At 32.3% G+C, this 12309-nt stretch carries 12 protein-coding genes; 11 read left to right on the forward strand and 1 reads right to left on the reverse strand.

The features are described 5' to 3' along the window. The first annotated feature begins 266 nt into the window (after nt 1-266). The 7 genes from hflX (at nt 267) to U472_RS05000 (ending at nt 7784) form a co-directional block, all read left to right on the forward strand. Nucleotides 267-1544 (forward strand): GTPase HflX, encoded by a 1278-nt coding sequence (gene hflX, locus U472_RS04970; RefSeq protein ID WP_068716140.1) that lies wholly within the window; start codon nt 267-269, stop codon nt 1542-1544. 433 nt (nt 1545-1977) lie between these two features. Then, a complete protein-coding gene (locus U472_RS04975; RefSeq protein ID WP_068716142.1) occupies nt 1978-2604 on the forward strand; it encodes a TetR/AcrR family transcriptional regulator in 627 nt (208 codons plus the stop codon). A 20-nt stretch (nt 2605-2624) separates the two neighbouring features. Beyond that, nucleotides 2625-3332 (forward strand): ABC transporter ATP-binding protein, encoded by a 708-nt coding sequence (locus U472_RS04980; protein ID WP_068716144.1) that lies wholly within the window; start codon nt 2625-2627, stop codon nt 3330-3332. Then, complete coding sequence (locus U472_RS04985; RefSeq protein WP_068716145.1) at nt 3319-4563, forward strand: ABC transporter permease; 1245 nt, start codon at nt 3319-3321, stop codon at nt 4561-4563. The genes U472_RS04980 and U472_RS04985 overlap by 14 nt, the downstream gene beginning before the upstream one ends. 12 nt (nt 4564-4575) lie before the next feature. Further along, a complete protein-coding gene (locus U472_RS04990) occupies nt 4576-5835 on the forward strand; it encodes an ABC transporter permease (RefSeq protein ID WP_068716147.1) in 1260 nt (419 codons plus the stop codon). A 23-nt stretch (nt 5836-5858) separates the two neighbouring features. Further along, nucleotides 5859-6602 carry an outer membrane lipoprotein-sorting protein gene (locus U472_RS04995; protein ID WP_068716149.1) on the forward strand — a complete coding sequence of 248 codons (744 nt, stop codon included), beginning with the start codon at nt 5859-5861 and terminating at the stop codon, nt 6600-6602. Between the two features lie 60 nt (nt 6603-6662). Next, a complete protein-coding gene (locus tag U472_RS05000) occupies nt 6663-7784 on the forward strand; it encodes a hypothetical protein (protein ID WP_068716151.1) in 1122 nt (373 codons plus the stop codon). 330 nt (nt 7785-8114) lie between these two features. On the opposite strand, the gene U472_RS05005 is transcribed toward U472_RS05000, so the two are convergent. Then, entirely contained in the window at nt 8115-8489 is a 375-nt protein-coding gene (locus U472_RS05005) for a PH domain-containing protein (protein ID WP_068716153.1), read from the reverse strand. 175 nt (nt 8490-8664) lie between these two features. Between U472_RS05005 and U472_RS05010 the strand changes: the two genes are divergently transcribed. From U472_RS05010 to U472_RS05025, 4 genes are all read left to right on the forward strand, one after another. After that, complete coding sequence (locus U472_RS05010) at nt 8665-8871, forward strand: hypothetical protein (RefSeq protein ID WP_068716155.1); 207 nt, start codon at nt 8665-8667, stop codon at nt 8869-8871. A gap of 340 nt (nt 8872-9211) precedes the next feature. Then, entirely contained in the window at nt 9212-10396 is a 1185-nt protein-coding gene (locus U472_RS05015) for a quaternary amine ABC transporter ATP-binding protein (RefSeq protein WP_068716157.1), read from the forward strand. Next, nucleotides 10397-11230, forward strand: a complete 834-nt coding sequence (locus tag U472_RS05020) for an ABC transporter permease (protein ID WP_068716159.1) — start codon at nt 10397-10399, stop codon at nt 11228-11230. Between the two features lie 184 nt (nt 11231-11414). After that, the gene (locus U472_RS05025) at nt 11415-12194 is read left to right on the forward strand and encodes a glycine betaine ABC transporter substrate-binding protein (RefSeq protein ID WP_281201076.1); all 780 of its coding nucleotides are present in this window, start codon (nt 11415-11417) and stop codon (nt 12192-12194) included. Nucleotides 12195-12309 lie beyond the last annotated feature (115 nt).

Below are 12309 nucleotides of genomic sequence, written 5' to 3' on the forward strand. Positions count from 1 at the left end.
TTAGATTACGGTATTTTTGTATCTATTTAAAAATAGGAATATATTTATTTTAAGGGTTGTAGGTGAACAATATGTTCATTTGCAACTTTTTTGCATTTTGGAAAAAATTATTTATCGAGAATAAGTATCTCTTTTTAATTTTTACTCAAGTGATAAGGCTTCCAATAATATAGTAGATTAGAATATTAATATTGTTATATGATGTTCAATGTTGAAGAATCCACTGTAGGCAGACAAATTTATATAAAAATGAAAGGAGATTTAAAATGGCTAAAAAAACAAAAGCGATAGTAATAGGTGTAAATCTTAAAAATCAAGAAGATGATTTTGAATATTTAATGGAAGAATTAAAAGGCTTAGCAATTGCATGTAATATAGAAGTAGCTGGAGAGCTAACCCAAAACCTAGATTATATGAATAACTCCCATTATATTGGCACAGGTAAGATTCGAGAACTTGAGGAATTACTAGATCTTACAGCTGCTGAGCTAGTAATAGCTAATGATGAATTATCTCCTTCTCAAATTCGTGTACTTGAAGATAGACTTGATGTAAGAGTAGTGGATAGAACTATGTTGATCTTAGATATCTTCGCTCGGCGTGCAAAGACAAGAGAAGCAAAATTACAAGTGGAGGTAGCTAGACTTGAGTATATGCTTCCTAGGTTAGTTGGGCAAAAAAAATATGATCGGCAGGGTGGAGGAGCAGGTTTAATAAATAGAGGTGCAGGAGAGACAAATTTAGAACTTAGCCGAAGAAGGATTGAGGATAAGATAACAGCTTTGCAGAAGGAATTAGAAGCATTAATTTCACAACGGAAGATACAACGGAAAAGACGTAAGAAAAGTGGAATTCCTATTGTCTCCTTAGTTGGCTATACCAATGCTGGAAAGTCTACTTTGATGAATGCAATGGTTGAGATCTTTAACGAATCTTTAGACAAACAGGTTTTTGAGAAGGATATGTTATTTGCAACATTAGAAACCTCGGTTAGAAAGATAAATTTACCTGATAATAAATTATTTTTGCTTACAGATACTGTTGGATTTGTAAATAGATTGCCTCATCATCTTGTTAAAGCATTTAGATCTACATTAGAAGAGGTTGCAGAAGCTGATTTAATAATTCATGTTGTTGACTATTCAGATTCTCAATATCAAAAATCAATTGATGTTACAAATAAAACATTAAAGGAGATTGGGGTTGAAAATATTCCTATTATTTATGCTTTTAATAAAGGTGATTTAACAGATACTGTAATTCCTCATCTAGTAAAAGATAGAGTTTATTTATCTGCTAAAGAAAGAATAGGAATAAATGAGTTGATCCAATTAATTAGTAATCATGTCTTTAAAGATTATATTCAATGTGAAATGATAATCCCTTATGATCAAGGAGAGATAGTTTCTTATTTTTTTGAAAATGCTAATGTGTTTAGAACTAGTTATGAAGAAGGTGGTAATAAGTTAACTTTAGAGTGTAAAGAGAGTGATTATGAAAAATATCAGGCTTATGTGATAAATAATACAATTAAAATAAGATAAATATATAATTATTTTATTGCATTAGTTGAATCTTTAAATAGTTAGTTTAGATTTAATAGGCTAAACTTGATATAAGATTGGAAGATATAAGATTCAAATTATTGATATGATTAGAATTAGTAAGTAGATAAATCAAATATTAAAAACCTTTAAAGTCAAGAGTATAATGTTTTTGATTTTATTTGTATTATCTGCTATCAACTATCTACGAGTCTTTTAGTCTCTTTAATTCAAAATGACAAAAAGTGTAATATTAGTAATTAAAAGGTCATAGTAGCAGGATAGATCTATTTTACTAAGGGATAGCTTTGAATTCTATTATTGACTTTATTTTAAGCCCATATTATAATATGACTAAAGATTCATATGAATATGAAGTCATGTTCATAAACAAGTATTTTTAAGAAGTTTAGATAAAAAAGGAGAGTTATTTATGCCAAAAGAAACCTTTTTCAATTTGCCAAATGAGAAAAGAGAAAGAGTAGTAGATGCTGCTATAGAAGAATTTGCTCAACGCCCATATCATCAAGCAAGAATTACAGCTATAGCTGATAATGCTGGTATAGCTAAAGGGAGTTTTTACCAATATTTTAAAGATAAGAAAGATATCTTTAAGTATATTATGGAATTAATTGTTAACAAAAAATTAGAATATATAAATCATGATATAATAGAAAATAAAGATAATTATACTTTCTTTGAGATGTTACGAGAAATTTATCTAAGTGGGTTCAGGTTTGCTAAAGAGAATCCCCGTTTAGTTGATATTGGAAATAAGTTATTAAATAATAAAGACCTTCAAAGTGAAATTTGGGGAGAACATCAAGATAAGAGTTCAGATTTTTTTCAACAATTACTTGCAGAGGGAATAGCAAAAGGTGAGTTAGAGCGAACAATTGATACAGTCTTAGTTTCTAGATTATTAAACAATTTAAATTATTCTTTAATAGATATCATATATAAAGATGGAAAGATCGATCTAGATGATGAGAAGGGCATGATGGAGGTAATTGATAAGATGCTTTATTTTATTGAAAATGGTATTAAAAAGAGGGATTGATAAAAAAGGAGGTCATGAAAATGGCTTTATTGGAATTAAGAAATGTTAAGAAGGTTTATCAACAAGGAAAGATTGAGGTAGCAGCTTTAAAAGGAATTGATTTAACAGTAGAAAAGGGGGAATTTACCACTCTTTTTGGGCCTTCTGGTTCTGGTAAGACTACTATGTTGAATATGATTGGTTGTCTAGATAAAGCAACTAGTGGTATTATTAATTTCAATGGTCAAAAGCTAGAAGAACTAAGTAAAAAGGAACTTGCTATACTTAGAAGGTATAATATCGGATTTGTTTTTCAAAGCTATAATTTAATTCCAGTTTTAACTGCTTATGAGAATGTAGAGTTTGCAATTAGGTTAGTCAATAAATATAGTAAAAAAGAATTAAAAGATAGAGTGATGAGAATATTGGCTGATGTTGGCTTGGATGGTCTAGAGAATAGAAGACCTAATGAATTATCTGGTGGTCAGAAACAACGTGTGGCAATAGCTAGAGCTCTTGTTAAAGAACCTAAACTAGTATTAGCAGATGAACCTACTGCTAATTTAGACTCCAAAACCAGTGAAGAGGTTTTAGAAGTTATGGTAAAAATGAATAAAGAGTTAGGTACTACCTTTATCTTCTCTACCCATGATCCTCAGGTAATGGATTATGCTCATCGTATGTTAGAAATTCGTGATGGTTTAATCTTTGAAGATAAGAGGGGGGGGAGGGACAGTGTTTCTGACTAAACTGGCTTTTAAGAATTTAATGCGTCATCGTAATCGTACTCTTATCACTGCAATTATTATTGCTTTTGCGATTTTTTTCTATATTATTATGGATTCTATGATTGGTGGGATGACTGAGATCTCTTATAAAAATATTATAGATTACCAAGCTGGTCATCTCCAACTGGTAAGAGATGATTATTGGGAAGATAAAGATGGTTTATCTCTAGAAAATCTCTTGTTTGTCGATCAGCCAAAAATGTCATTATTGGAGAGTATTAGAGGATATAAGAGTAGTTCACCTGAACTTAACTTTCACGCTAGACTCAATAATGGTATTAATGAATTACCTGTGATTGGGAAAGGGATTATTCCTGAAAGGTTCAAAGAGGTCTTTGCTTTTGAAGATCAATTTATAGAAGGTTCAATCTTTTCTTCGGAGGAAAATAAGGTAGTTATGGGAAAGAGGTTGGCTGATCTTCTTAAATTAGAGATAGGTGATTATATTACACTTTTAGTCAGAGATAAAAATGAAACCTTTAATACAATTGAGGCTGAAGTATCTGGACTCTTTCATACCAGTAATCCTAATGTGAATAGTAATATTGTTTATCTTCCTCTTAAGATAGCCCAACAGGCCCTTAATGTTGACAAGCAAGTGAGTAAGATTATAGTTAAATTAGAGGATAAGGATCAGGCAATGGTGATTGCTGATGAGCTTGAAAGTAAGTTAAAAAGAATAGATGATGATTTAAGTATCTATGCTTGGGAGGAGCTAGAGGCTATATCTGTTGCTGGTGCCAAACAGATGGGTAATCAGCTAATAATGTCTATTATCTTGATAATTGCAGCTATTGCTATCATCAATACAGTTATCCTTGCTACCCTAGAAAGGATGGAAGAGATCGGGATGATGAAGGCTATGGGTTTACAGGAAAAAGAGATCATCTATATCTTTGTTCTGGAGTCGACTGGTATCGGTATTTTGGGAGGTATTATGGGACTAATGTTGGGAGCTATTGGTGTTTGGGTGTTTGCAAACTATGGTATAGATTGGAGTGTTATAGTAGGTAATAATGTAGATATCTCTTCCTTTGGAATACCAGTGATTGGAAAGATGTATGGGACTTGGAATTTAAAGGCTTTTATATTTGTCTTTAGCTTTGGGGTTATTGTGTCTTTATTATCTAGTATTTTACCAGCTTACTGGGCGGCTAGCAAAGATCCAGTTAAGGCAATCTACCATCGTTAGGGGGTATAGAAAATGGGGTTTCTTACTAAATTAGCTTTTAAAAATCTCTTTAGATATAAATTAAGAACATTTATTTCAATTATTGCTATTGCTTTTGCAGTTATGATAGTTGTTTTTGCTAGAGGATATATAGTAGGGATGATAGACTCTATTTTTGCTGATCATATTCAATATAGTTCTGGTCATATTAAAATAATTGATCAGAACTATCAGCAGCAGGAACGTTTACTCCCTCTTAATTATCCAGTAGATGGATTTGGGCAACAGGGACTAGATGGAATGATAGCCAATTTGAAAGCTATAGATAATGTAGAGATGGTAATTCCTAGACTAAAGTTTGGGGCTATGGTCAGTACTGAAAATGAATTGGTAACTATGATCGGTTGGGGGGTTAATCCAGATCAAGAGATTGCCTTTACCGATATTGAGGATAAATTAGTAGAGGGGAGGATGGTTCAGCCAGGTCAACTGGAAGTGGTGATGGGTACGACCCTGTTAGATCAATTAAACCGTCAGGTTGGTGATACTGTAACTATATTATCTAATACAGCCTTTAATTCTTTAAAAGGTGTTACCTTCAAAATAGTTGGTCGTTTAGAAAGTGGTCTAAAGATGCTTGATGAGGTAGTTTTCTATCTTCCCCTTGATCAGGCTCAGAGAATCTTATATATGGAAGGTCAGACTACTGAACTACTGTTGGTAACAGCTGATAGGAACTTAGTAGATCAAGTTTTACCCAAGGTGAAAGGGTTGCTGTCATCGAAAGGAATAGATAAGAGGTATCTTGCTTTGGGATACAAAGAGACCAGTGATCTTCTTCCATATATGGAGATGGCTAAATTAGTCTATAATCAGGTTTATATCTTTCTAGTACTGTTGGCTAGTATCGTGGTTATTAATACTATGATTATGATAGTTAAAGAACGAACAAAAGAGATTGGGATGATGTCTGCACTAGGACTAGAGAGTAAGAATATCTTACAGCTCTTTGTTATTGAAGGTAGCATTATGGGGATTGTTGGTAGTTTCTTTGGAGCTATGCTAGGTTTTATCTTAAATAATTACCTAGCTCAAACAGGGATAGATCTCAGTTCAGCAGTAGCAGGATTTAGTTCAGAACATATGGTTAATTCAATTATTTATCCAGTTTCTTCAATAACTAATACGATATTTGCTTTTGGGTTAGGGGTTATTATTGTAACTATTGCTTGTATTATTCCAGCACGAAGAGCAGCAAAACTTTCACCTACTGAAGCTATGGGTGAAGGGTAGAAAAAGAAAGGGGATGATTATAGATGAAAAGATTAATAGTAGTATTTATTTGTTTTATAGCTTTAATAGCTGCTATTACCACTATGGTTAGTGCTATGACTGCTGAAGAGATAATTAATAGAAGGGATGAGAATGAATATATTAAGGTTGCTAAAGTAGAAGCTGAGATGGTTATTATAAATGGCAGACGAAAGATGAGCAAAAATATGCTCACTTTTATAGAAGAAGATAATAGTTTGACCATATTTACTAATGCTCGGGATCGAGGAACTAAGTTTCTAAAAAGAGATGATGACCTCTGGATGTTCTTTCCTGAAGCAGAAGATATAGTTAAGATTTCTGGTCATATGCTTAATCAGGGAATGATGGGAAGTGATTTTTCCTATCAGGATATGATGGAGTCTGATAAATTAACAGATCTTTATGACTTTGCGATTATCGGTGAAGAAGAGCTGAATGGTCGTCAATGTTATGTTTTAGAAGGTGTTGCTTTAGATGGTAAAGAAGTCTCTTATTATCGACGTAAATCTTGGATTGACAAAGAAAGGTTTATTGGTCTTAAAGAAGAGTTATATGCCAAGAGTGAACGATTATTGAAGGTGATGAATGTAAAACGTGTAGAGCAGATTGATGGTCGATGGTATCCAGTTGAATCAGTAATGGAGAATAAGCTGAGAAAAAAGACTAGAACTGAGTTTGTTATCAAGTCAATAAAGTTTAATCCTAAAATACCTGCTGGAACTTTTACTCTACAAAACATGCAATAATTGATAATCGGTTTTTGGAAAATTCAACCAACATACTAGATAAATAAGGGGTTGATATAATTGAGTAAAGTGTCAGTAGTGATAATGATCTTTTTGTTGACAATTACTTTTTATAACCAAGCGTTAGCAGTAGAGACTGGAGGAGAGTTTGAAATTCTATTAGCAGGTGTATTGCAAGAGGATGGAAGTTTTGACAATGAGATTTTGGAAAGTTTAAATCTAGAGTTATTTCTTCCTCAAATAGGCAATAATGAGATACGCTATGAATTTAAGATTAATAATCTATTACAGGATCTGTTAGCAGGTGATAATGCCTCTTATTTTACAAAAAAGCTCTACATTAAACATAAGTTCGATAATTTCCATTTAACCTTGGGGAGACAACCAGTGTCCTGGTCCTTTGGGTCTTTACTCAATCCTGTTGATTATACCCTTGGAGCAGTTGCTTTAGATGAGGAGAATAATAACAAATATACAGATGCTTTAGAAACCTATATACCAATTAACTGGAATTCTAGCCTATCTATTATTACCTCTTTTCCTAGTGGATTTTCAGATAAATCCGAAGAGATGAAATGGGGAGTTAGAGGTAGAATGGGAGTAAAGGATTATGATTTAACTTTAAATTATGTTCAGGAGGCTGAAATGAGTAATCAAGTAGGGGAGAATTTTCAGGTTACATCAGTAATTCCTAAACAGAGATTAGGCCTTACTCTTAAGGGGGATATTGGTAATTTAGGAGTATATAGTTCTTTTGGTCATTATTTTGATGATAGGATAGAGAATAGTAATAGCTATCTCTTAGGTGCAGATTATAGTTATAATTTAAATTATTATACTAAGATTAATATGCAAGTAGAATACCTAGGGGTTGATTTTAATAGCCTGAGACTAGAGCAGATGTCGTATTTGAATGTAGACAATAGAGATAATAGACTTAGTCTTTTGACTGGTAGCATAAGTTATCCAATTGATGATTTTTCCTCTATCTCCTTAACTACAATAGTGAGTTTAGATGATAGTAGTTTAATGCTAAATCCTAGTTATCAAAATATTTTACCTGGAAATATTAATCTTGATATTAGTACTTCTATTTTTTTGGGTAAGGAAGATAGTTTATTTGGACCAGTAAGTCAGATGCCACAGCTTATAACATCAATAAGTATGAGTTATCTCTTTTAAATATAAATGAAGAGGATTACTTTACTTTTAGATTTTACTTAATCTATTTGCCAGTATTCTGTAATAAAGATTAAAAAATTAAGGGTGATTTTGACACAGACTAAGTTCTGACTAAGAGCTGACTGAAGATTTAAATAATTTAAAGTCAGGTTTTGATCAGATTTTAGTCTGCGTCTAAAAAGTTCTTATTTTATGAACTTTTCTAATGATGTTGACTGTAGTTTAAAACTTGTGTCTAATAGTTATTAGAATAGTGGTTTAACTAACTGCTTTTGTACGAAAGGTTTTGGTTTTTAAATCTGTAGGGGCGTAGCCCATTTTGTTCTATTACTATAATATATACTCAGCTAGAGTCTTTTGAACTTCAAGAATATTATTACTCTTTCCAAATTGCTTTTGGATTGGCATACTCGCACCTGCAACCCATAGCTTTAATTCTGAGTCTGCATCAAAACTACCAGCAGTTTCAACACTAAAATGTCTGATACTTGAATAAGGAATTGAATGATATTCAACCTTTTTTCCTGTAATTCCTTGTTTATCTACGATAATAAGTCTTTTATCAGTAAATACAAAAAAATCTCTCAATACCTTATAGCCTTTGCTCACACGTTCTCCATTAAGTAATACACCAGATAGCTCCTGTTCTATCTCTTTAACATTCATCTCGGTAGCATTACCCATCAATCCATCTAAGAATCCCATAAAATACCTCCATTTTTATAATATATTAGTTTATTATACCATATTTCAGGGAAGATATCAGCGAGTTTTAGAATATTAAAAGAAGAAGATGTTAAGATTAATATGTAAATAAATTTTCACACAATCAATGTTACTTGCATATTATAATATATAGATGGGTTAAGGAGGAATAATTATGAATAAGAATTTATTGACTATCAACCGGTACATAGATTTAGATAATTCAGAAGATACAGATTCATTACATCTGATTGAAGAGTTACGTTCTTTTATCAAAAAAGCTAAAGAGATAAATCCTAAGTTAAAGGAGTATCATTTATATGATATAGGTTTTATTCCTAAGTCAGATTTAATTTTAGTTAAATTATATTTTTGGAATTAATAAGCAGATAGTTCTCTAATTTTTTAATAGATTTTAATTTGATTTTGGTCAATTTGACAAAGCAAGGTATATATTATAATATGTATGAGTGGTAACAATATTAATAAGTACTATCATTAAGTAATTTTAAATATATATATTTAAATCTTTGGAATATTCCAAAGATTTTTTGTTGTAAGTATCTTTTTGTAATATATAAGCTCGAAAAAGAGTTATAGCTACATATATTTGATAAGTTACTTAATTTTGAGATAAGATATTTAGTTATATATTGCCTTTAAAAGTGCTTATATATGTTAAAGGTTTATCAATAAATTAAATATTATAGGAGGCTGAATAAGTGGATAAGATTGAAGTAAATAACCTTTATAAGGTCTTTGGTAGAAGACCACAGGAAGCGATTAGATTATTAGAAAAGGGTTATTCAAAAGAAGAGGTATTTAAAGAGACGGGTTTAACAGTAGGGGTCAATAACGCAAACTTTGAGATCAATTCCAAAGAAATCTTTGTAATCATGGGATTGTCAGGCAGTGGAAAATCAACTTTATTGAGGTGCCTTAATAGATTGGTTGAGCCAACAGCAGGAGAGGTTAGACTAGATGGTGTTAGTTTAACTGATTTGAGTAAAGAGGAGTTAAGAGAAGTTAGAAGGGATAAGTTTGGAATGGTATTTCAAAACTTTGGACTTTTGCCAAATAGAACTATATTAGAGAATACGGAATTTGGGCTGGAAATTCAAGATGTTCCTAAAGGTAAGAGAGTAGAAATAGCTAAAGATGCTTTAGAGCTTGTAGGATTAGCAGGTTGGGAAGACCAATACCCAGATCAGTTAAGTGGTGGAATGCAGCAGAGAGTAGGATTGGCACGTGCCTTAGCAATTGACCCTGATATTTTATTAATGGATGAGCCTTTTAGTGCTTTAGACCCATTAATCAAAAGGGATATGCAAGATAGATTATTAGAGTTGTATGAGGAGTTGGACAAGACTATAATATTTATAACTCATGATTTAGACGAAGCTTTAAAATTAGGGGATCGGATCGCTATTATGAAGGATGGTGATATTATTCAAATTGGTACTCCAGAAGAGATATTAAATAATGCTGAGAATGATTATATCAGAGAGTTTGTACAGGATGTAAATCGTTCAAAGGTATTGACTGCTAAAGATATTATGGTTAAACCTCTAGCTCTACTTTATGAAAATAATGGACCAAAAACTGCTATGCATAAGATGAAGGAAGAGGGAATTTCAAGTATCTTTGTAGTAGGAGAACATCGCAAGTTTAAAGGTGTTATCAGAGGAGAAGATGCTTTAGAGGCAGTCAATAACGGTGAGGATAACTTAGCTAATTTGATCAACAAAACAAAGACTGCCAATCCTAAAGAGAGTATAGATGAATTATTTGCTGATATAGCTGATTTGGATATTCCATTACCAGTAGTTGATGATAATGATAGATTATTAGGTATTATAGTTAAAAGTACTGTACTGGCTAACTTAGCTGGAGAGGAGATTATATAAATGGATATAAGAATTGGTTCTATTGTAGAGAAGTTTATTGATTTATTATTAGTTTATTTTGGTAGTTTTTTTGAAATGGTCTCACAGGTAGTTGGCAATTTTATGGCTCAAACAGAGGAAATGTTCTTGGCTTTGCCACCATTAGTGATCATATTATTATTTGTAGGTATAGCTTGGTTATTGGCAGATAAGAAGGTAGCAACCTTTACTTTAGTAGGTCTATTATTGATATTTAGTATGGGATTATGGACACCTACTATTCAGACCTTTGTGTTGGTTTTTGTGGCTACAGTAATTTCCTTATTGTTAGGTATTCCTATGGGGATTTTAATGAGTAATAATGATTTCTTGGATAAATTACTTACACCAGTCTTAGATTTTATGCAGACTATGCCACCTTTTGTCTACTTGATTCCAGCTGTTATGTTCTTTGGAATCGGTAATGTACCGGGAATAATGGCAACAGTTATCTTTTCTATGCCACCTGCAATTAGATTGACCAAATTAGGATTAAGTCAAGTACCAAGTGAATTAGAAGAGGTTGGTCATTCCTTTGGTTCAAACCCATGGCAGATGCTTTTAAAGATTAAATTACCCTTGGCATTACCAGCTATTATGACTGGAATTAACCAATCAATTATGTTATCTCTATCGATGGTAGTTATAGCTTCAATGATTGGAGCCAGTGGTTTAGGGGCACAAGTGCTTAATGGGATTCAAAGAATGGAGATAGGAGTTGGTTTTGAGGCTGGTTTAGCTGTAGTAATTCTAGCAATCATCTTAGATAGAGTTACTAGTGGTATCAGTCAGAGTTCAGATAGAGTTAGCTCATAAGGGAATAAGTAAATATAATAATATATAGGGGGAGTTTATTATCTTTAGAATTAAGAAAAATTATATTTTTGTATCAGTCTTAATTTTAGTAGTATTATCTTTAACAGGGTGTGGTCTGCTTGAAGCACCACAAAGTAGCCAAGAAACTCAAAGTAATGTAGATAAGAGCAAAGGTAAAGTTAAGATTGCCTATGTACAGTGGGCTTCAGCAGAAGCTTCTACCCATATTGTTCAAGAGGTTTTAGAGAGAATAGGCTATGAAGTAGAGACTCCAGTATTACAAGCAGGGGCGATGTACCAAGGTACTGCTAGAGGTAATATAGATGCCTTTGTATGTGCCTGGTTACCAGATACAGCTAAGAATTATTGGGATAAGTTTGGTGACCAGCTTGTTGAATTAAATAATAACTATTTATCAGCTCAAATTGGAATTGTAGTACCTGAATATGTCAAAATAGATAGTTTGGCAGAGTTAAAAGACTATGCCAACAAGTTTGAGCAGAGGATAGTAGGAATAGATCCAGGAGCAGCTGAGATGATTATTATTAAGGATAAGGTTGTGCCTACCTATGGCTTAGAAGATTGGCAGGTGATTGATAGTAGTGGACCAGCTATGACTGCTGAATTGGCTAGAGCAATCAAGAATAAAGAATGGATAGCAGTTGCTGGCTGGAAACCCCATTGGAAATGGGCAAAATGGGATCTTAAGTTTTTAAAGGACCCTGAATTAGCAATGGGTAGTGGAGAGTATATTAAGAGTATAGGACGACCTGGGATTAGAGAAGATTTACCAGAGTTAGCTAAGTTTTTAGAAAAATACAGAATTACAACAGAGCAGCTATCTTCTGTCATGTTAAAGATACAAAATGGAATGGAACCTAAGAAGGCAGCTAAAGAATTTGTAGATAATAACTTAGAGACTGTTAATAGTTGGTTAACAGAAGATAATCAGCTTAGGAAATAGTAATTTTTAATTTAGGATAAATAATTTGCTGAAAATAGCAAGTTATTTATCCCTTTATTAAATTAGCAGAAAAAGCATTAAATCTCTTGACAATTATCTATGAATATATTATTAT

The organism is Orenia metallireducens (assembly GCF_001693735.1).
Taxonomy (GTDB): Bacteria; Bacillota; Halanaerobiia; order Halobacteroidales; family Halobacteroidaceae; genus Orenia; species Orenia metallireducens.

Bases quoted from the DNA above. Each gene is read 5' to 3' on its own strand.
- hflX (WP_068716140.1), top strand. From the start codon at position 267: ATGGCTAAAAAAACAAAAGCGATAGTAATAGGTGTAAATCTTAAAAAT.
- U472_RS04975 (WP_068716142.1), top strand. From the start codon at position 1,978: ATGCCAAAAGAAACCTTTTTCAATTTGCCAAATGAGAAAAGAGAAAGA.
- U472_RS04980 (WP_068716144.1), top strand. From the start codon at position 2,625: ATGGCTTTATTGGAATTAAGAAATGTTAAGAAGGTTTATCAACAAGGA.
- U472_RS04990 (WP_068716147.1), top strand. From the start codon at position 4,576: ATGGGGTTTCTTACTAAATTAGCTTTTAAAAATCTCTTTAGATATAAA.
- U472_RS04995 (WP_068716149.1), top strand. From the start codon at position 5,859: ATGAAAAGATTAATAGTAGTATTTATTTGTTTTATAGCTTTAATAGCT.
- U472_RS05005 (WP_068716153.1), bottom strand. From the start codon at position 8,489: ATGGGATTCTTAGATGGATTGATGGGTAATGCTACCGAGATGAATGTT.
- U472_RS05010 (WP_068716155.1), top strand. From the start codon at position 8,665: ATGAATAAGAATTTATTGACTATCAACCGGTACATAGATTTAGATAAT.
- U472_RS05020 (WP_068716159.1), top strand. From the start codon at position 10,397: ATGGATATAAGAATTGGTTCTATTGTAGAGAAGTTTATTGATTTATTA.